Source organism: Saccharopolyspora phatthalungensis, assembly GCF_014203395.1.
Lineage (GTDB): Bacteria > Actinomycetota > Actinomycetes > Mycobacteriales > Pseudonocardiaceae > Saccharopolyspora > Saccharopolyspora phatthalungensis.
In genome coordinates this window covers 138,033-161,532 of record NZ_JACHIW010000001.1, presented here as the reverse complement: position 1 = coordinate 161,532, position 23,500 = coordinate 138,033, and the positions used below count along the sequence as shown (strand labels likewise).

General features: G+C 67.7%; 5 protein-coding genes and 1 pseudogene. 5 read left to right on the top strand and 1 reads right to left on the bottom strand.

The window, feature by feature from the left end:
* Positions 1-5 precede the first annotated feature (5 nt).
* Complete coding sequence (locus BJ970_RS00560; protein WP_446689097.1) at positions 6-18,368, bottom strand: DUF8616 domain-containing protein; 18,363 nt, start codon at positions 18,366-18,368, stop codon at positions 6-8.
* Positions 18,369-19,059: 691 nt separating this feature from the next.
* Between BJ970_RS00560 and BJ970_RS00555 the strand changes: the two genes are divergently transcribed.
* The 5 genes and pseudogenes from BJ970_RS00555 to BJ970_RS00540 all read left to right on the top strand — a co-directional run bounded on the left by BJ970_RS00555 (position 19,060) and on the right by BJ970_RS00540 (position 23,497).
* Positions 19,060-19,674 carry a D-sedoheptulose-7-phosphate isomerase gene (locus tag BJ970_RS00555; protein ID WP_184722128.1) on the top strand — a complete coding sequence of 205 codons (615 nt, stop codon included), beginning with the start codon at positions 19,060-19,062 and terminating at the stop codon, positions 19,672-19,674.
* Positions 19,671-19,919: pseudogene (locus BJ970_RS38725) on the top strand (HypC/HybG/HupF family hydrogenase formation chaperone); the annotation flags it as partial. The gene BJ970_RS00555 and the pseudogene BJ970_RS38725, both read left to right, overlap by 4 nt.
* A complete protein-coding gene (locus BJ970_RS00550; protein WP_312864424.1) occupies positions 19,920-20,594 on the top strand; it encodes a D-sedoheptulose-7-phosphate isomerase in 675 nt (224 codons plus the stop codon). It begins immediately after the preceding pseudogene.
* 35 nt (positions 20,595-20,629) lie between these two features.
* A complete protein-coding gene (locus BJ970_RS00545; protein ID WP_184722125.1) occupies positions 20,630-21,709 on the top strand; it encodes an NADH-quinone oxidoreductase subunit B family protein in 1,080 nt (359 codons plus the stop codon).
* An 18-nt stretch (positions 21,710-21,727) separates the two neighbouring features.
* Positions 21,728-23,497: a nickel-dependent hydrogenase large subunit gene (locus BJ970_RS00540; protein WP_184722122.1), complete on the top strand. Its 1,770-nt coding sequence runs from the start codon at positions 21,728-21,730 to the stop codon at positions 23,495-23,497.
* Positions 23,498-23,500 lie beyond the last annotated feature (3 nt).

Genomic DNA, 23,500 nt, shown 5'->3' with positions numbered 1-23,500 from the left:
ACCCATCACGACCTGGGCACTGGCCGACTCTGGTGTCCCGCGTCGGGCCAGTGTATGTCGGCGGCTTCGGTCAACGCCTCGCCCAGGTCTGCCTTGCCGGTGGGTCGCCCGTGGGTGGACCCATGCCGGAACTCGATCCATCCCCCGGTGCCGGGCTGGAAGGTGACGACACCATTGCCATCGACGAAGCTGCGGCCGGTCATCAAACGCCCGTCCCCGGTCCGGTGCAGATCCCCGCTCGGCACCAGCACCCGGCTGCGGCCAGATTCGAGCACCTTGCCCGGAAGCTCCGGAGGAACGCCGCCATGGATCGCCAGCACTGTCCATTTGTCCCCGGAGAGCCCGACGCGGCGTTCAACGAGCATCCGGGCGAACCCGTCGAGCCCGAGAGTGCGGCCGTCCCAGAGCTGGATCGCCTGGTGATCCGGAGTCGCACTGGCCAGGATCAGGTTCGCGTTTTCGTAGAGCTGGTAGGAGTAGGCGGCCGCGACCGCGCTGGCCTTCGAGGTCCCGGGGGTGGGCAGCAGCATCGAGTCGTCGGGCAGGCCGACCGTTTGCGCGCTGTATTCGGGATCGTTGTCGCCCGTGTCCTGCCACGGCCGGGTCGCGGCGAAAAGCTGCACCAGCTGCGTCTGCGCGGCCGGGCCCAGCGGCAACAGCGTTAGGAAATCCAGCAGCTGCTCCAGTCTGGCGTCCTCGCCCAGTCCAGGATCCGCACGGCCCAGCAGATCCGGCTCGATCATTCGCTGCTCCAGCGCCCGGTAAATCGTGGGATCGGTGACAGCCAGCTCCATAGCCGCGCTCAACTCGGCACGCGCCTGCCACATCGCGGGTTTCAGGCTCCCCGCCCACAACCGGAACTCCGTGCGGCCGTGCCCATCCCGCTCGTCAAGATGGAACCTCACCGTGTCGCGCTTGTTCGAGTTCAGGAAAGCCACCGGGTCGTATGGATGCTGCGTTTTCTCGCCCTGACCCAAGGTGCCGAGGGCCACCGGAAGCGGCATAGGTCCTACCCCCTTGAGGTTACGGTGGGCCCCGCTGCCCTCGACGTTGCCCAACCGGTACAGCAGCGCCTCGAATGCCTTGACCAACTGCGCCAGACGCACGTAGTGCTCGGGCGTCAACGGCCAGTCGAGACTGACATTCACGCGCCCTGCGGACTCCCGTGCATCACCGCCAAACCCGCGTGCCGCCTCCAACACCCGGGCCACATCGGTCCAGGCACCGGCACGCAGGACCGGCGATACCACCGCCACCTGGTTATCGGCCGCCGTCCCGACCAAGGCCCACTTCCCGCCGGTTACCGCGGCGTTGGCCTCATCCGGGGTGAGCAGGCTCGATACCGCGTCTAGCCAGTCCACCAGCCCCTGGTCGCGCAGCCGCGTGCCCAGACTTTCCAGCCGTCCGTCGAAGAATTCCCTGTCAGGAAGCCTGAATTCGACCTCCAATCCGAAACGCACGTCGGCCCGGGAACTCACACCCCCCGGCACGCCTCCGGGGAAGAACATGACGGGATCACGTCCCAGGGCCATCGACTCCCGCGCCCGGTCATAGGCTTGCCGCACCATGCGGCGCCGAATGCTCCGCACCGACTGCTCCACCTGCCGCGACTGCGGCAAGCCGCTGCGGACGTTCTCCAACTGGGCCGGAGTCCAGTTCTGCCGCGCCGCCACCTGCCGCCTCGTGCGGTCGACCACCTGACGCACTTCCGGACGGAAATCCGGCGGCAACGTCGCCAGATGCCGCTGCATCCGCCCGGTTAGCTCGGCGAACTCAGCGACCATGTCCAATGCGGAACCGACGGCGTCCGATGCGGAACCAACGGCGTCCGATGCGGAACCAACGGCGTCCGATGCGGAACCAACGGCGTCCGATGCGGAACCGGCGGCAGTGGACGGGCCGGAGGCGACTTCGCGCGGTAGTCCGGAACCGGTGGGCAGCGGCCCCTCCGACGGCCCGGATGCCTGTTGCACACCCGGCCCCGGCAAATCCCCGGCGCCGCCGGAAACCAGCTCCGCCGTGCCGGCACGCGAGGCCCCTTGTCCCGAGGATTCCGCGGACTCGTCCGAGGACTGCGCCGAATCGTCCGAGGACGGCACCCTGCGCACGGCGGGCAGGGACACAACGCTGGCAGCCATCGCGGCGGCTTGCGCCCACGCGCCCGTCTCCAACTCGTCGCCGGAGAGCCGGAAGGCGATCCGTTGGGCCATTCGGTCCCATAGGTCCTGCATAGCCATTGCCGAGTGGGTGTCGCCCTGCCTGGGACGTGGCCACAAACTTTCGAGGATCGTCCTGGCTCGCGCCTGCAGGTCGGCCACCCAGTCGGCGGAAAGTGCGCTCAATGCGCGTTCGGCTTCCCGGAACTCCTCGCTCCACCGCCGGTGCAGGGTCGCGATGTCGGTTTCCGTGACCTCAGCGGGCTGGGCTGGGCGGGTGGCACCGGACAGGGCTGCCTCGCGTTGCCGGTCGACCGCCGCTACCGCGGACGCGGCTTCTCCGGCGCTGTCGTAACTCGGCGGTGAATCGCGCTGGTAGCGCGGCAGGATCTCCCGGGACGCGTCCGGGTCGCGGGCCTGGTCAGCCTGCCGCCAGTGCAGCTCGGGTGTCACGCTGCGCAGCCGGTCCAGCACCATATCGGTATCGTCGGCCTCGTGGTAGAAGCCGTCGTAGACGTACACGGGCCGCGGTGGCCCACCGACTCGGCGCAGACCTTCGACTAGTGCTCTGGCGTACCAATCCGGAAGTGACGAAGTACCCACCGAGTCAGGCACGATCACCACCGTTCGCGACTCGTGCTTAGCATCGGAGCGCAGGAACTGTGCGGAACGCTGGATGAGTACGCCCACTCCAAGAGGATCCGGTGACGCATGCTGCAAGCCTCCTTCGGTTCTGCGCACCACTATTTGTTCGTCGCGCACTTGCACAAGAACGAACAGCGGGTCCGGATCCAATTCCTCTATCGCGCGCCGCAGCATCGGCCCATACCCGGCGTAATCCAATGAGCCCCATTCTCGCCAGCGCTGCATGGTGCCGTTTCCCGCGGGGAAAGCCACGGCGTTGAAGGCCGATCGTTGGCTGACGCCGACACGCAAGGCGTGGGACTCGAAATCCACCTGCCGTGCGGGAGGCCCCGTTTGGCCTTGCGTCAGCAGTCGCAGGCCGGGCCCCACGGCACCACTGCCTGCCCGAATGGCGACCGCGAGCCTGTTTGCCCGGACGTTATGTTCCGCGATGTAGACGGGTCGGTCAGCATTCGGGGCGCCCAGCAGTTCGGAGGTAAAGCCGGCGAGGTCCCGCGTGCTGGCGTTGGGGGCGTCTGGCCCTCCTACCGGGAGGATCACGATCGGTCGCCGCCAGTCGCCGCGGGTCGTCTCCAGGTAGTCCGGATTTCGCCGCAGCTCGGCGGCCAACGTGGTATTGACTTCGTCTTCGTCTGGGTTGATGGACTGAAAGTACTTCCTACCTACGAGCAGGACGATCGGCTGGTGGGGGCTGCGGTACCCCAATTCGGTCAGCAGCCGGGAAAGCCCGTAGGAACGAAGTTGTGCACGGACCCTGGCGTCGCTCTCGTGCAAAGAAGAGATAAGCGTCGGCCGCTGCGCCTGGAGGGCACTGGCGGGGTGGGTGAGCGATGCCGACTGCGCCGATGGTGCCTCGATCAGGGCGTGCGACCGCCCGTTGGTGAACTCACCCATCGAAAGAAAGACGGGGCGTCGAATCCCGTCGCTGCGCAAGCCCGCGGCCAGCGATCGCGCGTCCTGCTCGGTCAATCCGGACGGCCAATTTTCCAGCACGACCACGACCGGGCGGGCCGGGTCGTCGCTGACGGACTGCTGGAACTCCGCGTTTCTGGTCACGATCGTGCCGAAGTCCGAAGGCCCGATCGCCATACTCCTCCCGGCCTGCGGATCGAGCACCAGGAAGCGTCCGCGCTGCGGCGATGCCACCACGACAAATGGCCGGCTGTGGCCGACCTCCGAGGCGATCCAGCCGGTGTCCAGGTCACGCAGCGGCCGCTGTCCTCCGTTGGGCGAATACGTCACCACTGGACCGAAGTCGTCGTCTGCGGGTCGGACCGGCCCGGCGACCGGGGACCAGTTCGGCAGCGGCACCAACCGCGGGGGCGACAGCATGCTAATGGGGAGAACAAGCCTGTCGTGCCCGTTGTTCCGCAGCCGGAAGTCTTGGTCGGTGACGAAGATCGTGCGATCTGGGTCGGTGCTGCGCACGCCGCGGGCGAACGCATGCGCGGCGTGTTCGCTGAGTCCGGTCTCGGCGCCCACGGTCGCCAACAGGACCGGGGCGTCTGGTAGCGCATTGATCTCGGTTCGGTACGGCGCGCTGTGCGCTAGCTGGCGACCGAATTCGAAGGCTGACAGGGTGCCCGATGGTGTGACGAATTCTTCGCCCGACAACCGCGAGAGTACAACCGTCGGTTTCAGTGACCCCAGCACGGATGCGGGGTCTTCCATCCAGAAACCGCGCGACGACCACCGGCGCCACCAGTCCACATCCGCCGAGGTCCCACCGGCCGCCAGCAAATGCCCCCGCGGATTGGCGGGAGAAGTGAGGCTGCGCACCGGCAGTTCGGTCTCGCGTGGACGTCCGCCGGCCAGAGCGACATCCTGAATCCTAAGACGGAGGCGGCCGGCGTCATTGCGTACCACAGCGGTAGCAACATAAACCGGCCCGTCGTGGCCGTATCGGTGTACTCCTCGCGCGAGGTTCTGGCGCGCCTGCTCGCCCATCGCAACCCCGAAATCCCGCTGCATGGCAAGCACGACGACGGTCTTGCCGGGATTCGAGGCCGCTAACTCGCCCAATTCTCCGGCCACGATGCGACCGAATTCGCCCTCGCTTACCTGCCTGGTATCCCGGGTTTCGGGGTCGGTGTAGGCGAAAGATGCAGGCTCCCGGCTCGCTAGCACGAGGATCGGTGATTCGTCACGTACCTGTGCCGACAGCCAGTCCAGGCTAGGCACCGATTCCGCCCAGCGTCTCCAGGCGGCTTCCTCATCACTGTTGTGCGGATACGCGATCGCGTCGATCGCGCGGGGGCCCGCCGGTATCGTAAGCCGCACTCGCGGCGACCACGGAACCACGGCAGTGCGGATGAGCCGGTTTCTCCCAGCGTCCCATTTCATCACGTGAACCGGCCCACGATGTCCTGCCTCGCGGAAACCCTCGGCCAGCTCCTGCCGGGCCCGTTCCGGCAGCGCGCCTCGCCCCCTGTCGTATGTGTCGACGACGAGTGCGCGGCGGTCGTCTGGGTGCGTGATCCCGTGGGAGCGGGCATCCTCGATCGCCCGGCGAGCGAACTCACGTGGGCTCACTTGCTGCGTTCGCCATGTGTTCCGATCGGCGACGACGAATCCGCCCAGATCTGTGATCCGTGCCAGCACGAAGATCGACGAGCTGCCAACGGTTCTAGCCGAATCCGGGCCGTACCTCCGCTGGAGCGTATCCCTGTCCGTGGCGTCAATGGGGTAGGCGATGGTGTTCTCTCGCGTGGAACCCTGCCGCAGCGCCAGTACGCTGGGCTGCACGCCCGAGGGCAGCACCAGCCCGGCGTGCTGCCGGGTGGTTGCCGGTGTCCCGATGCCGACCAGTCCGAGCCCGGCGGGATCGTGTGAGATGTAGCCCTCGGCAAGCAGGACCTGCCGGCTGCTGTCCCCGCCGGCGTTGAGTCCGTCGGCGAATCCCTGGGCGAGTCTGTCGCTGCTGAGGTGTGGGCCGAGTGCGGCGTTGCCGCCCGTGACCACCAGGACGACCGGGCCCTGCGGGTTGGTTGTGGCGATCCGCTGGTATTGCGCGGTTCCGGCCACGCGCTGACCCAGCTCCCGTGGGGTGTCCAGGCGCGCGGTCGAACCGCGGACCTCGTCGCTGATCAGGAACGACTTTTCGGCACCGGCCGTGCGTCTTCGGGCCTCGACCACGACGATGACCGGTTCGCGGTCTGCGGGGATTCTCATTTCCCGCCGGAGCTGGTCGAGGTCCACTCGGCCGCCGTGGAATTGTCGCCACCACCGTGATGAGGCCGTGCTGGCGGGGTAGGCGACGGTGTTGTCGGTGTGGGCGCCCATCCGCAGTGTCACGGCCTGGGTGGCTCCATGCCGCCATTGCGCGCGTAGTTCGGGCACGGTCGCCCGTCGCTGCTGGCCTTCCTGTTCCACTTGCCGCAGGACATCGGCCAGGTAGCGCAGTTCGTGCGGGCGAGGGTTCGTGGTGAACTCGGTCAGTTCCTGCATGACGTTGTGCAAGTCCGTGGCGGTGACCGTGGGTCCGGGCATCCGGCCGGTGTCCCGGATCCAGTCGGCTATCAGGCGAATGTCCCGCACGTCGGCGACGGTGGGTTGTCCGCCCAGTTCCTCGGTCAGCTCAAGAACGTGAACAAGCCTGCCCCGCAGCCGTTCCCCACCACGGCTTCCCGGCCGCCGATCCACGCCATCGCGGTAGCGCAGATCCACCGCATCGGCCAGCCTGCGCACGTCGTCATCGGACAACCTCCGCCCGGCGGACGACCCGCTATCCTCACGCGCGGCCCACCACCCGCTCAGCAGCTCACGGAGCGGCTGCCTGCTCTCCTCAAGCCGCCCCCCGGCCCATTCGCTGTCCTGTAAAAACCTCGCCCGCAACGCCTCTGCGGTGTAGGGCACGCCCTCCGCGCGGGCCCGCCGTGCCTCCGTTCGCGCCTCCTGCTCCTGGGCCAGTTGCTCCCTCATCTCGGCGAGCCGCGCAATACCCCATGTGGCGGGCCGTCCGAACCTCGCCGCCAACGCCTCCGCGGTGTAGGGCTCGCCCGCCTCATGGGCCCGCCGCGCCTCCGCCCGCGCCCGCTCCGCCTCCGCCCGCGCCAGCTCCGCCTCCGCCGTCGGGTCACCGAGCTCACCGACACGAGCGCCGAACTCGGCGGACTCGGCACCCTCGTTTTCCGACCACCTGATCACCGGCTCGGGACGGGCTTGTTCGGGGTAGCGCGGTGGGGTTGAGCCGGTCAGCGCGGCCCGCAGTTCCGGGCCACGATGCGAGAGCAGTTCCTGTCCGTCGGGGCCCAGTAGCGACCACTGGCCGGTTCCCTGGCCGTTGGTGAACACCGGCTGCATCCGCCCGTCGGCGGTGACCGTTGTCTCGGTGGCGTGGACCGCGCCATCGCTGGTCTGCCATACGGCGCCGGCGTTCGTTGTCCACACGTAGGAGCGCATGCTTGCGGCGAATCGTTGTGCGAAGGAAGTCTCGCCTGGTCGCGGTTGTTGTCCGGCGCCACATCCGAACAGCACTACCGGCAGTCCGGCGACGAATCGTCTGTCGCGCCATACGCGCGCGGCGGATTCTTCCGGTCCGGCTTGTCCGTCTGGCCATTGCGCATTCCCGGCCGGGGTGATGTGGATGCCCACGACCTGTACGCCGGGCAGGCCCGAGGCCAGCGCCTCGGCCTGGGCCGCCACGGCATCGTCGTCAGGTCCGAAGACCATCAACGGTGCCGGGCTGGCCAACCGGGTTAGCTCCGCTGGTGTTTCCACCGGCAGCGGTTCGCTCCCGTCGGCCCGGAAGAGTATCCATTGTGGACCTTCTGTGGTGTCGGTCCGCGCCAGCACATCGTCACCCGAGCGCCGTACCTCGGCGATCAATTCACCGGGCACGACCGCGTGATCGCTGCCCAGCACCACCAGCAACCGATCCCGGTCCGGCGTGTGTTGCGCGTATCCCGGTGATCTGGTCCATGCCGGGTAGGTGACCGGCTCGTCCGATCCCCGGACGGCCAGTACGACCGGCAGGGATGGAACGGTGGCGGCCATTGCTGCGGCGTCTGCCCACGCGCCGGTTTCCGACCGGCCGTCGTGGTACAAGCGGAACGCGACCCGTTGGGTCATCCGGTCCCACAAGCCCTGCATGGCCATCGCCGAGAGGGTGTCGCCCTGTCTGGGGCGTGGCCACACGTTTCCGAGGATTGTCCTAGCCCGTGCCTGTAGGTCGGCCACCCAGTTGGCCGGGAGCGTGCTCAGCGTGCGTTCGGCTTCGTGGAACTGCTCGTTCCAACGCAGGTGTACGGCGGCGATCTCGGCCTCGGTGGCCTCGGCGGGCTGGGTTGCGCGGGCGGCGCTGGACAGGGCTGCTTGGCGTTGTCTGTCGACCGCCGTGACTGCGGAGGCGACTTCTCCGGCGCTGTCGTAGCTCGGTGGCAAATCCCGCCGATAGCGCGGGACGATTTCCAGCGGATCGTCTGGGTCACGGACATCTCCAGGCCGCTGCCAGCTCAGTTCGGGTGTCACGTTCCGCAGGCGGTTCAGCACCGCGTCGGTGTCGAAAGCCTCGTGGTGGTAGCCGTCGTAGACGTAGACGGGTCGGGGTGGGCCACCGGTTCGGCGTAGTCCTTCGGCGAGTGCTCTGGCGTACCAGTCGGGAATTCGTGGACCGAAGGAGTCCGCCACGATCACCACGGTGCGGTCGATGTGGCCGCTGGCGTGCTGGAACTGCGAAGACCGCTGCATGCGAAGGCCCAGCGCAACAGGATCCGGTGAGTCAAGTGCGCCGGTTGCATTGCGGACTACTATTTGTCCGTCCCGTACGGGTACGAAGACGAACAGCGGGTCCGGGTCGAATTCGCTCATCGCGCGCCGAAGAGCGGGCCCGTACCAGGTGCGCTCCAGCGAGCCCCATCCGGTCCATTGTGGTGGGAGGTCTTGTCCTGGCGGGAAAGCCACGGCGTTGACGGCCGATTCCTGGTCGACGCCGACGCGCAGGGCGTGAGACACCATGTCGTCCCGGGGCGGGGGAGGCCGCATTCGGTCGGGTGTCAGCAGTCGCAGGCCGGGCTCCACGAGACGCTCGTCTTCCGGGCTGGCGAGCCGGTCTGCCCGGATGTTGTTTTCCGCGATGTAGACGGGCCGGTCGGCATCGGGGTTACCCAGTAGTTCCGTTGTGAAGTCGGTGAAGTCCCGGGTCCTCGCGTCGGGGTCGTTCGGTCCTCCGACTGGGACGATCACGACCGGTCGGCGCCAGTCGCCGCGAATCGCCTCAAGATAGTCCGGGTTTTCGGCCAGCACAGCGCCCATTCGTGCCGGGGGCACGTTCCCTGTCCCGCCCGGGGCGATGAAAAAGTCGCCCTGTCTGCTGGTGAGGACGACAATCGGTTGCTGGGTGCCGGGATACCCCAGCTGCGACAACAGCCGGGTAACCCCGACGGAGCGGAGGCGGGTGAGGCGTGTGTCATACCTGGCTAGCGAGGAGATGAGCAGGGGCCGCTGCGCATCGGCAGCGCTGGCCGGGTGGGTGCTCAGCGCGGATTGTGTTGATGGCGCCTCGATCAGTGCGTAGGGCCGTGGTCCCGTCTGGTGGTGGTGGATCGGGCCCAGCGAGAGAAAAACGGGCCGCTGGATGCCGTCGCCGCGCAGCCCTTCGGCCAGTACGCGCGCGTCTAGTTCGGTCAGGCCGGAGGGCCATTGGTTGAACACCACGACGACCGGGCGGGCCGGATCGTCGGTGAGGGCCTGCTGGAATTCCGTACTCCTGGCCACGCTTGTGCCGAAGTCCGATGGGCCGAGGACCCTTGTCTGATCCGTCGAGGGTTCCAGCACGTGGAAACGTCCGCGCACCGATCGGGCCATCACGACCAGTGGCCTGCGGTGGCCGGTTTCCGAGGCAAACCAGTCTCTGTCCACAGTAGGCGTTGGCTCCGGTCCTGTGGGCGAGGGATACACCAGCACCGCTGCGGTGTCGTCGGCGGGCCGACTCGGCTCGGCTACTGGGGACCAGTTCGGTGGTGGCACGAACCGCAGGAGGTCGGCTTCGAGGGGGAGTATGGCCAGGTCGTTTTCGCGTCGCAACCGGAAGTCCCGGTCGGTGACCAGGACCGTGCGATCCGGGTCGTTGCCGCGCACGCCTCGGGCGAATTCATGCGCGGCGTCCTCGCTGAGCCCGGTCTCGGCTCCCACCGTGGCCAGCAGCACCGGAGCGTCTGGACGCTGAGTGATCGAGGTCTGGTAGGGCACGCTGCCGGCTACCTGGCGGCCGAATTCGAACGCGGACAGGGTGCCCGACGGTGTGACGAACTCGCCGCCCCGCAACCGCGCGAGCACCACCGTCGTCGAATCCAGCCCGAGCCGTTCCGAGTCGCCGACCTGGACGCCATTCGCCGACCACCGGTTCCACCAGTCCGCATCCGCCTCGGTGCCACCAGCTGCCAGCACAGGACGTCCCGGATCGGAGGAATTCAGTTCCCGCACCGGTAGTTCAGGGTTTCGCGGATGTCCCCCGGCCAGGGCGATATTCTGAATCTCAAACCGGAAGTCGTCACCGTCATTGCTTTCTTCAACCTCAGCAACATAAATCGGCCCGTCGTGGCCATTGCGGCTTATTCCACTCGCGAGCGCACGGCGCTCCTCCTCGGTCAAGCCATTCCCGAGAGACAGCGGCTGCACAGCGAACACGACGACCGCCCTACTGGGATTCGAGGCCGTTTCCTCCGCCAATGCTTCAGCTACGGCCGCACCGAAGTCTTCAGGGTCCGTGCTCAGTGGGGCCCAGGTTTCGGGGTCGGCGAGGCGGAAACGTCCGCGCTGGTTCGCCAGCACGAGGATCGGTGATTCATCGCGCAGCTCGGCCAGCAGCCCGGCCAGGTCAGGCCCCGACTCCGCCCACCGCCGCCATACCGCCTCTTCATTGCGGTTGCGCGGGAAGGTCACCGCGTGGATCACATTGGGCCCCACCGGAATCGCCAGCCGCAAGCGGGACGGCCATGTGATCACCCTGTCGGGGGACTGAGTCGAGCGCGGATGGTCCGGTCGCGCGTGGCCGTCTGCTTCCGAGGACAGCACCAGCCCAGGCGCGCCCTGACGGGAACCGCGCCGAGACCCCGCGGCGATCAGCCCGAGCCCGGCGGGAGCGTGCGAGATATAGCCCTCCGCAAGAAGAACCTGCCGGACACTTTCCCCGCTCGTGGTCAGTCCCTCGGCGAATCGTTGAGCGAGGATGTCGTGACTCAGGTGGAGTCCGGCGGTGCCGCCCAGAACGATCAGCACGACCGGACTGTCTGGGTTGTTTCCGGCGACCCGCTGGTACTGCTCGGTGTCGGCCACCCGCTGACCCAGCTCGCCCGGCGTCTCCAGCTGCACGCTCGTACCGCGAACCTCATCACCGATCAGGAACGATCTGTCCCCGGTTCTGGTCAGCCGCCTGGCCTCCACCACGACCATGACCGGCTCCCGGTCACCGGCGATGCCTAGCTCACCCCGCACCTGACCCGGATCCACCCCGTCACCGCGGAAACTTCGCCACCATCGCGCCGAGATCTCATCAACCGGATACACCACGGTGTTCTCGACCGAACCCCCCATCGCCACGGTCACTATCCGGGTGGCCTGCCGCCGCCACTGCGCCCGCACCTCCTCCACCGTCGCCGGCCGCTGCTCACCCGCTTGTTCCAACCGCTGTTGCACCCGCCGCACCACATCGGCCAAGAACTGCACGTCCTGCCGACGAGCGTCCGTGGTGCCACCCGTCAGCTCCTGCACCACACGATGCACATCCGCGGCAAACACGGCCGGCCCCCGCATCGCACCGGTATCGCGGATCCAGTCGGCTACCAGCCGGACATCCCGCACATCCTCGACGACAGGCCGCCCGCCCACCCTCTCGGTCAGCATGAGCGCATGAACAAGCCTGCCCCGCAACCGATCCGCACTACGCGACCCCGGCTCACCTACGCCATCCCGGTAACGCAGGTCCACCGCATCAGCCAGCCTGCGCACATCCTCATCGGACAACACCCGCCCGGCAGCCGCCGCAGGATCGGCACTCGCGGCCCACCATCCCCGCAACATCTCACCCACCGGCCGCATCCCACCGGCGGCAGACTGTCCCACACGGGCATCGGCGCCCACCGACGCTCGCGTTACCCGCCGCGGCCCGGCCTCACCCGCTTCACGATCCGGCCGCAGCTGAGCCTGTTGCCGCGAGCCGGGTCCGGTCGCAGCACCCTCATTCCTGACCTCGGCAAGCAGCCTCACGGCCCAAGCTCTGCTGCGTCCGAACCTCTGCCCCAAAGTCGCAGCCGTGTATGGTCGGCCATCTAGCGCAGCCTGGCGCACCGCCTCCCGCGCCTGCTCCCGTTCCCCTGTCTCCGGCAAACGTCGCCGAGCTGGCCGCAGCTGAGCCTGTTGCCGCGGACCGGGTCCGGTCGCAGCATCCTCATCCCTGAGCCCGGCAAGCACCCTCAGACCCCACGCGCGGGACCGTCCGAACCGCCGTCCCAACTCCATAGAGGTGTAGGGCTCGCCCGCGTCCCGGGCCCGCCGCGCCTCCGCTCGCGCTTCCCCCGACATTCTCTCCGTTTCCGCTCGCGCCGCCTCCCGCGCCCGCTCCGTTTCCGCTCGCGCCTCGTCCCGCGCCCGCTGCGTCTGCCGTCCTCGCGGGTCGGGGTGGGGCGCGGCGTTTTCGTTTCTGATCTCGGCAAGCCGCACCCTGGCCCACCTTGTGCTCCGTCCGAACCTCTGCCCCAAAGCAGCAGCGGTGTAGGGCACGCCCGCGTCGAGGGCTCGCCGCGCCTCCGCTCGTGCCGCCTCCCGCTCCGCCTCCTGCTGCGGCTGCGGACCGGACCGCGGTGCAGCGGCCTCGGCACTGAACTCGGCAAGCCGCGCCTGACCCCATTCTCGGGATCGTCCGAACCGTTGCCCCAACGCTTCTGGGGTGTAGGGCTCGCCGGCCTCATCGGCCCGCAGCGCCTCCGCTTGCGCCTCCTCCGCCGTCGCCACGTCAGTGGGAATGAAACGGTGTCTCTCGGTGTCCCATGCCGTGACGCGAATCGGCCCGCGATGTCCTGCGTCCCGGAAGGCGTCGGCCAGCTGTTGCCGAGCCCCTTCCGGCATCGCGTGCTCACGTTCCCGGTCGTATGTGCGGACAATGTATGCGTGCTGGGTGTTCGGGCGAGTGATTCCGTGGGAGCGTGCGTCCTGGACTGCCCGGTGGGCGAACCCGCGCGGGCTGAGGTGCTGTGTTTCCCCCGTGTTCAGGTCAGTGACGATGAATTCGCCCTGCGCTGTGGCCTGTGCCAGCACGAAAATCGGCGCATCACCCCCCTGTGCCGGATCCGGGCCGATGTCCTGTGCCGAATAGTCCGAGCTGGTCGGTTGTTGTTGGAACGCATCCCTGTTCGCGTTATCGATGGGGTAGGCGATCGTGTTCTCGCGCGCGGAATCCCGCCGCAGCGTCAATACGCTGACGGGTATGCCTGAGGGCAGTACCAGCCCGGCGTTCTGACGGTTACCGGGTTGTAGTCCTGTGGGGACCACTCTGAATCCGGGGGGATTGAATGAGATGTTGCCCTCGGCGACTAGGACCTGCCGGTTGCCGCCTCCGCCCGCACTGAGTCCCTCGGCGAATCCGTGGGTGAGTTCGTGGAGGCTGAATTGTCCGCCGAAGGCGGTGCTGCCGGCCGTGACCACCAGGACGACCGGGCCGTCCTGGTTGTTTGCAGCGATCCGCTGGTATTGCGCGGTGCCGGCCACGCGCTCACCCAGCTCCCGTGGGGTGTCCAGATAGGAGGTTGTCCCGCGAACCTCATCACCGATCACGAAAACCCCTGCGGCCGTGCGTCTTCGGGCCTCCACCACGACGATGACCGGTTCGCGGTCTGCGGGGATTCCCATTTCCCGCCGAAGTTGACCGAGGTCCACCCCGCCGCCGTGGAATCGTCGCCACCACGGCAATGAGGCCGTGCCGACCGCGTAGACCACGGCGTTGTCGGTGCGGGCGCCCATCCGCAGCGTCACGGCCTGCGTGGCTCCATGCCGCCATTGCGCGCGCAGCTCGGGCACGGTCGCCCGTAGCTGCTGGTCTTCCTGTCCCGCACGCCGCAGGACATCGGCCAGGTAGCGCAGTTCGTGCGTGCTGGTGTTGGTGGCTTCGGTCAGTTCCTGCACCGCGTTGTCGACGTCGGCGGCGGTCACGGTGGGCCCCGGCATCCGGCCGGTGTCCCGGATCCAGTCGGCTATCAGGCGGATATCCCGCACGTCGGCTGTGGTGGGTTGTCCGCCCAGTTCCCGGGTCAGCTCAAGAACGTGGACAAGCCTGCCCCGCAACCGCTCTCCACTGCGCGTGCCCTGTCCACCCATGCCCTCGCGGTACCGCAATTCCGCCGCATCGGCCAACCTGTGCACATCCTCATCGGACAACTGCCGCCCAGCAGACGGCACACCATCCTCATGCGCGGCCCACCACTCACTCAGCAGCTCATCGAGTGGCTGCCTGCTCTCGGCAACCTCGTCGTCTGACCATTTGATCACGGGTTCGGGGCGGGTTTGGTCGGTGTAGCGCGGTGGGGTCGCGCCGGTCAGTGCGGCGCGTAGTTCCGGGCCGCGACGTGAGAGGACCTCGTGCCCGTCGGGGTCGAGCAGGGACCAGTGGCCGGTTCCCTGGCCGTCGGGGAACATCGGCAGCATCCGGCCATCGCCGGTGATGACGGTCTCGGTGGCGTGTACCGCGCCGTCGGTGGTCTGGAATACCTCGGTGTCGGTGACCCAGGCCCGCTCGCCCAGGGCGCGGGTGAACCGTTCGGCGAAGGACGGTGTGTCCGGGCGGGGGCGTTGGTAGGCGGCGCATCCCAGCAGGGCGATGTCCGGTCCCGGCACGAAACGCCGGTCTTGCTGGACGTGTGCGGCGAAGCCTTCGGGTTCGAGCAGGCTGCCGTCTGCCAGCACCGCGCGCCCGTCGCCGGTCACGTGGACGCCGACGATCTGGGTGTCAAGCAGGTGGGGCGCCAACCGTGCGGCGCGTTCGATGAGCTCGCCGGAATCGCGGGGGCCCTGGAACAGCAGTGGTTCGGGCCTGGGGCGGCGGGTCAGCTCGGCGGGCGGATCGACCGGGCGGGGCCGGTTTCCGTCGGCCCGGTAGAGCAGCCATCTCGGCCCGGTACCGAGGTCGGCTCGTGCCAGTACATCGGCCCCGGTGGCGTGTGCTCTGGCGCGGGCGTCTCCGGAGACCACCATGTCGTTGTGTCCGAGCACCAGCAGTGGCCGGGCGTGCTGTGGGGCGGTGGCGGCATGGTGGGGCGAGCGGGTCCAGGCGGTGTAGTGGGCGTGTTCTCCCGTTCCCTGCACCGAAAGGCTCACCGGCGCAGCGGGTAGCGCACCCTCGCCAGCCGGGCGCGGCCCCTGCTGTGTCCCGTGCCCGGCTCCCGTCGCATCACGCCGCTGGTCCCTCGCCGCCGAAGTCGCCGCGACAGCAGCCTCGGTACTGATCTCGGCAAGCGATTGGCGACCCCACGCGGTGTCCTGTCCGAACGTTCTCGCCGAGCTGGAGGCGGTGTGGGGCTCGGCGTCGTTGGCGCGGCGCGCTTGCGCTGCCGGGCTGGTCGGGACGGTGGTGGCGGAGTCGGTCGCGGCACCGAGTTCTTGGTGTCCTGGGCCGGTCTGCTGCGGTGCCAGGACCGGTCCCGGCGCGCCGACCGGGCGGGGGCGTGCCCCGTCCGAGTCGAACCGCATCCACCGGGGGCCACGCCGGCCGCGTCCCGGTACCAGCGCGACGATGTCACGTCCCAGGCTGCGCGCCACGTCCGCGGCCTGATTCGGCGAGAGCACCACACCAGAGCCCGCATCGTCTCCCAAGGCCAGCACCACCGGGCCGGTACCGGCATCGTCGACCCGGGCTCGTAGGAACTCGGTGATCCCGCCACTGGAGACCGCCTGCGCAGGCACCGGCACGCGCACCGCATCGGCGGGCAACCCCACCGGCCCCGCACCCGGCACCCGGCCACCCGGGGACACCGTGCCCGGGGACGTCGTGGCTGGGGATTGTGGTGAGACCCGCGAGTCCGGTGTGCCACCGCGGGCGGCGTCGGTATTTCCCGCGACCGGACCCGTTCCCACGGCCGCACCGGTGACGGTGCCATCGCCCCGCGCGGGCACCTGGCCGGGCAACGCCACCCCGACCTCGGTGGCCACTCCCGCCCCGGCCGCGGAAGGCGTCGTTTCCGGCGCCACACCGCCGGATAACACATCGGGAGTATCAGGGGCACCCGTCAAGGGCATGTTCACCGGGGAGCTGGACTCGATCGCCCGCGGATCGTCCACCGTAGTGCCCGGTCTGTCCACACTAGACAGACTGGTGTCGGGGCGGCTTTCCAGACCGGTGGGGTGGTCGTCGAGTGGTGGTGAAGCGGCAGGGAGCGGCGCTACACCTTCAGAGGCCACCGGGCCACCCGGGCCAGGCGCACTCGACCCCGCAAGCGGGGCCGTGTGTTCCACCGGAACGCCCGGGCTCACCGTAAACGTGCCGGTATTCGCGTGGGCGGCACCGGCGGGGGCGTGCACCGGGGGCGCGCCGACGCGGGATCCTGCCGTGGTCACCCTGCCGTCAGAAACTGGCGGACCGTCCCGATCGACTCTCGTGATGTCCACAAAGGACTGTTCGGGAATGGTGTGGTCGCTACCCGGCGGCGCCTCCGCGCGGGTTCCCCCGGTCGTCGTCCCGGCATCGGAGACCGGTGGGCCGTCCTGGTTCGCCGAGGCCGGAACCGACTCCGGCTCCGGCGGCGGGGATAGCTCCGGATGTTCCATCGGATCGCTGGGACTCTCCACAGCAGAGGATTCTGGGCTGGTGTGGAGGGCGTTGGCGGCCGGGCTGTAGGGCGGTGGGGGCGTAGCGGCACGGGAAATCCCGGTTGGCTCGCCGGTATCCGGTGCCTCGCTGTGGACGTGATCCTGCCTCGGAGGGGAGCTGTAGAGCGGCGGCGGGGTGCCCAGTCTGCCGGGGCCGGGCAACGTACCCGGAGCTCCTGTCTCGCCCGGATATCGCGGCACCGGCGGGAGCACTTCGGGTGTCTCGGACGCACTGTTCTTGGAGTCCGCACCCACCACCGCACCGGTGTCCACGTGGCCCGGTCTGCCAGACGACGGGGCTGCGCCAGTGGGCGGGTCAATCCCGCTATCTCGTACCGAGGTCTGATGAGCGGCGCTGTCTGGCCCCGTGCCCGGGGACGAAGACAGGCCCGTCGCATCCTCCTCGGCCACGACGCCGTTTCCGGCTCCCGTCGTACCGGAGGAATCGCCTGGCGGCGTTTTCCCGGGGGCGGAACCGGTGGGCAGGACAGTCGAGGTGACCGGAATACCCGTCCCCACGAAAGCCTTTTCCGAGTCAGCGACGGCCGCCGTACCGGTAACTGGCACTTCGGAATCCACATCGGACATATGCGTCGGGAAGCCAGGTTTCTCGGCGATAGTCTCCGCAAAATCAGACTTCTCGTCCGCCTGCACCCCGGACTCGGCCTGCAACTCGCGGGCCGTGTCGGTATCGGTGTCGGTGGAGTTCTTTTCCCCGGTGTCGCGGGCCCGGCCCGCCGGGATCAGCTCGCCCCGCACCGCCAAGCCCGCCAGATTCCCGATACCCGAACCGATCGCCTCCGACACCCCGGCGGTGAACGAGAACGGATTCCACTGCGCCCCCTGACCACTGATCGCGCCATACCCCGCCTCGCCCAGCATCTCGGTCAAGCCCTCTTCCAAAGACTCGCCCAAGCCGTGACCGAACCGGGCCACCCACATCGCCCGCACCGACATACCCGTGTAATCCTCCAGGTTCTTCGACACCACATCGGCGAATCTCGCCATCGAAGCCACCGGGTACTGCTCCGCATGCTCCTCGGCCACCTGCCGCGCCGCCGCCGCCAACACCTCAGCATCGATCTTGTCACCCAACCCCCGCACCAACACCTTGCTGATCGCATTACCCACCACATTGCCCAACGCCGACAGCGGCACCGCCAGCAACCCGCTGAAGGAGCCGACCCCCACCGCCATCTCCGACATCGCCGCATCCCACTTCTTCCGCGTCCCCAACGCGAACTGCAACCCTTGGGCCCCGGCATCCATCACCACCTGCAACCCGATACCCACCACCTGGCTCATCGCCAGCCGCATGAACAACTGACCCCACCACCGGGTCAGCAGCAACCGCATCACCGCGAACCGCGCCGCCAGCCACGCCATACTCGCCCCACCAGTAGGACCGGCCATCGCCACCGCCCAGGCGATCTCGGCCACCAGCAGCAGCAAACCCCCCACCGTGACGAACTTCAGATACTGCACCTGCAACGCCAGATTCCGCACGAACTCCGCCAACTGCCGCACACCCACTGCACCGGCCTCCAAAACCGGTCCGAAAGCCGCTAACCGCTGCGCGAACCGGTCCGCCGCCTTGCCCGAAAACCCACCCCGCACCCGCTCCACCACATTCCCCACCACCGGTGCCAAACTCTCCACCGTCGCCGCGTCCGACTCCAACCGCCCCGCTACCGCGAACAACGCATCCTCATCCGCATCCGTCATGTCCTCACCGGTCAATACCTGAAAAAGCCGCCTCACCTCCTCCGGCACCATCAAGGACACGCGAAAACACCCATTCAGCTACGCCGCACGCGGACTAGTCCAACACAACTATTACGCCAGTAGTATGAACTAGCCACCCACCCCGGTAAACCAAATCCCCCGCGCGCGCAACAGCCTTGCACGTCCAATCACCAAGAAAGAGCCAAAAGAACATTCCTGGACTAGTTCTTTAGTGCTACAAGCTCCCGCGGCGGGTGGCATGATGGTATCCGAACGCAGCGCAGGTTGGTAAACGGACTCTGGTGTTGTGGACTCAATAATCCGCTGAGAGAAGCCTGTTCGATCGCAGGGTCGATGATAACAGGGCGTTTGACGTTTTTCTTCAGCAAGGTAGGTGAAGTCGAGGATCGGCAGTCGGCGGCCATACTGATCCAGGCGGCGTAGTCGCGAACCTACCGGGTCCGCCAAGACGTGAAGTGCGCGCGTCGTTGCTACGGCCAGTAACCGGCCCGAGAAGGCGGCGTGTGCCAGCGATCTGACGCATTTGTTCGAGCCAGGGCAGCGGGAACGTTTCCGCGTCATTCCGGCCTCGACCCGGGCCCGGGGCACTGCCCGTGCGACACGGGAACTGATAGCGGCCGGGACGTGGGGGTCGGCGGTGCCAACATCGATTTGTGGGCCGTTGCACACCGGCTTAGCGTCGGAGTCGCTATGTCGCCCAGCGCTCAAGGATGTGACCACGATGGTGCGGTCACCGGATTTCGCTGTGGTCGACCGGCTTTTCGAGAGTCGCGTCGATCCGATCAACAACCTGTTGGTGGACGCGGAGAAAGTGGCGAGGGCCTGCTACGCGATGGCGCGGCGGTTCCATCGGGGCGGCAAGCTGGTCGTCTTCGGCAACGGCGGCCCGAGCACCGATGCGCAGCACGTGGCGGTGGAGTTCGTCCATCCGGTGATCGTGGGGAAGCGGGCGCTGCCGGCGATCTCGTTGACCTCGGATGTGGCCACAGTGACGGGAGTGGCCACCGGGGAGGGCGTCGATGAGGTGTTCGCTCACCAGGTTCGTTACCTGGCCGATCCGGAGGACATCGCGTTGGGAATCTCCACCCACGGCAACGACGAGAACGTTCTGCTCGGGCTGGAGGAAAGCAGCCGGCGCGGGCTGCTCACGATCGGGCTCGTCGGCGGCGATGGCGGCGTGCTGGCGGCCTCCGATGTGGACCACGTGCTCGTCGCGCGGGCCGACGATCCGCGCGTGATCAAGGAAGTGCACGTGACGATGTACCACATCCTTTGGGAGTTGGTGCATGTGTTCTTCGACCAGCCGGGGACGTTGGAACCGGATGTGGTCGCATGAGCAGCGCCCAGTCGGCGCCGGATCCCGCCGCGTTGCCCACGAGCGGATGCCGCGGTGACGCTTGCGTGACGTGTTCCGACGAAGCTGTTGCGGTGCAGGTTATGGAACTGCGGGACGACGGGCTCGCGGTGGTGTCGACCGCCGCGGGTCACGAGGAGGTCAGCGTCGCGCTGGTTCCAGCCGAGGTCGGCGACACCGTCCTCGTGCACGCGGGTGAGGCCATCGCGATCGTGAAGGAGGACGCCGTGGATGCTACTCAGGGTGATGCCGGGGCGAGCTCCGCGCTTTACCCGTTCCTGTCCGGAGCGCCGGTGGACGTCGATGCCGTGCTCAATGACGTGCGCATATCCACTGAGGACAAATCGCGGGAGATCCTCGCACTGCGCGACGAAGTCCGGCAGCGCAACCGCGTGAAATTGATCGCCTGTGCCACGGAAATGGCCGAACGGTTCGCCGCCGGGGGCAGGCTGCTGGCCTTCGGCAACGGCGGCAGTTCGACCGACGCGCAGGACATGGCCAGCCTGTTCCTGCATCCGGGGCGCGGTTCCCGCCCCCTGCCCGCCATCGGGTTGACCAGCGACATCGCCGTGGTCACCGCGTTGTCCAACGATGTCGGTTTCGACGTGGTGTTCGCACGGCAGATCGCCGCGTTCGGCACGCCGCGCGATATCGCGGTCGGCTTGTCCACCAGCGGGAACTCGGCGAACTTGCTGCGCGCGTTCGACGCAGCCGGCCGCCAGGGCCTGTTGACCGTGGGTATCGCGGGCTACGAGGGCGGGAAGATGGCCGAGTCGGACTCCATTGACCACCTGTTCGTGGTGCCGTCTCCGTCGGTCCACCGGATCCAGGAAGCACAGACGACGATTTACCACGCGCTGTGGGAGTTGACGCTGCACGCGTTGGAGGACGAGCCGGGTTGACGCCCTGTTTTTCGGTTATGCGAGGGGGGACCGAGATGACTTCGGCGAAGGCACGAGACGACGGCGGACCCGCATCTGGGGGAGAGGCGACCGGGCCGCTGCACATCCTCTGGATCAACGCCGGGTTGAGCTGCGACGGGGACTCGGTGGCGTTGACGGCGGCGTCCCAGCCGAGCATCGAGGAGATCGTGCTGGGAGCGTTGCCCGGGCTGCCCGAGGTGCAGGTGCATTGGCCGCTGATCGATTTCGAGTGCGGTCCCGAGCAGGGCGCGGACACCTTCATCGAATGGTTCTACCGGGCCGATCGCGGCGAGCTTGAACCGTTCGTGCTGGTCATCGAGGGCTCGATCCCCAATGAGGCGATCAAGGACGAAGGTTACTGGTGCGGTTTCGGCAACAACCCGGAGACCGGGCAGCCGATGACGACCAGCGAGTGGCTGGATCGGCTGGCTCCCAAGGCGTTGGCGGTGCTGGCCGCGGGAACGTGCGCCACCTACGGCGGCATCCACGCCATGGCCGGCAACCCGACCGGAGCAATGGGCGTGCCGGATTACCTCGGCTGGGACTGGAAATCCAAGGCGGGCCTGCCGATCGTGTGCGTGCCGGGTTGCCCGATCCAGCCGGACAACCTCTCCGAGACGCTGCTGTACCTGCTCTACCAGGTCGCCGGGCAGGCGCCGATGATTCCGCTCGACGACAAGCTACGGCCGACGTGGCTGTTCAGCGCCACGGTGCACGAGGGCTGCGATCGCGGTGGCTATTACGAGCAGGGGCAGTTCACCCGGCGGTACGGCGATCCGGAATGCCTGGTCAAGATCGGTTGCTGGGGGCCGGTCGTGCAGTGCAACGTCCCCAAGCGCGGGTGGATGTCCGGGCTCGGCGGCTGCCCGAACGTCGGCGGGATCTGCATCGCCTGCACGATGCCGGGTTTCCCGGACAAGTTCATGCCGTTCATGGACGAGCCGCCCGGGGCGCGCGTGTCGAGCACCGCCAGCGGCGTTTACGGGGTGGCGATCCGTCGCCTGCGCGACATCACGCGCAACACAGCCGACAAGGAGCCGTCCTGGCGGGTCACGGGCCGTGAGCTGCACACCGGCTTTAGTCCGACCTGGTGACGCACGAAAGGCCGTGACATGACTCAGACCGCGAAGGACGACCTGTTGGAGATGTCCTGGGATCCGATCACCAGGATCGTCGGCAGCCTCGGGATGTACACCAAGATCGACTGGTCGGCCAAGCGGGTCGTCGAGGCGTACAGCACCTCGTCGATCTTCCGTGGCTACAGCATCTTCATGAAGGGCAAGGATCCGCGGGACGCGCACTTCATCACCAGCCGCATCTGCGGCATCTGCGGGGACAACCACGCGACTTGCTCGGTGTACAACCAGAACATGGCCTACGGGGTGCGGCCGCCGCACCTCGGGGAGTGGATCATCAACCTCGGCGAGGCCGCCGAGTACATGTTCGACCACAACATCTTCCAGGAGAACCTGGTCGGGGTCGACTACTGCGAGAAAATGGTGCGCGAGACCAACCCGGGTGTGCTGGAACTGGCCGAGCGGACCGAGGCCCCGCACGCCGGGGACCACGGCTACCGGACCATCGCCGACATCATGCGCTCGCTCAACCCGCTGGAGGGCGAGTTCTACCGGGAGGCCCTGCAGGTCAGCAGGTTGACGCGGGAGATGTTCTGCCTCATGGAGGGCCGCCACGTGCACCCTTCGACGCTGTATCCGGGCGGCGTCGGCACGGTCGCCACCGTCCAGCTGTTCACCGACTACCTGACCAGGTTGATGCGGTACGTGGAGTTCATGAAGCGCTGCGTGCCGATGCACGACGACCTGTTCGACTTCTTCTACGAGGCGCTGCCCGGCTACGAGGAAGTCGGCCGCCGCCGGGTCATGCTGGGGTGCTGGGGGAGCCTGAACAACCCGGAGTTCTGCGACTTCCGGTACGAGAACATGAGCGACTGGGGACGCAAGATGTTCGTCACCCCGGGCATCGTGATCGACGGCGACCTGGTGACCAACGACCTGGTCGACATCAACCTGGGCATCCGGATCCTGCTCGGCAGTTCCTACTACGAGGACTGGGAGGACCGGGAGATGTTCGTCGACCGGGACCCGCTGGGCAACCCGGTCGACCGCCGCCACCCGTGGAACCAGCACACCATCCCGAAGCCGCAAAAGCGCGATTTCGACGAGAAGTACTCGTGGGTGATGTCGCCGCGCTGGTTCAACGGCAGCGAGCATCTGGCGCTGGACACCGGGGGCGGCCCGATCGCGCGGTTGTGGAGCACCGCGCTGGCCGGCCTCGTCGACATCGGCGGTTACGTGCGCTCCACCGGCAGCAGCGTGGTGATCAACCTGCCGAAGAGCGCCACCAAGCCGGAGACGACCTTCGAGTGGAAGATTCCTAAGTGGAGCAACGCGATCGAGCGCAACCGCGCCCGAACGTACTTCCAGGCGTATTGCGCGGCCGCGGCACTGCATTTCGTCGACAAGGCGCTGGCCGAGGTCCGGGCGGGCCGGTCCAAGACGTGGGAGCCGTTCGAGGTCCCCGCCGACGGCGTCGGCTGCGGCTTCACCGAGGCCGTGCGCGGTGTCCTTTCGCACCACATGGTGATCCGGGACGGCAAGATCGCCAACTACCACCCGTATCCGCCGACACCCTGGAACGCCAGCGTTCGCGACAGCTTCGGAACCCCGGGCCCGTACGAGGACGCCGTGCAGAACACGCCGATCTTCGAGGAGAACTCGCCGGAGAACTTCAAGGGGATCGACATCATGCGTACGGTCCGCAGCTTCGACCCGTGCCTGCCCTGCGGGGTGCACATGTACCTGGGCAACGGCCACGTGCTGGAGAAGTTGCACACTCCCCACGCATTCGACGGCAGCGTGTGAGCC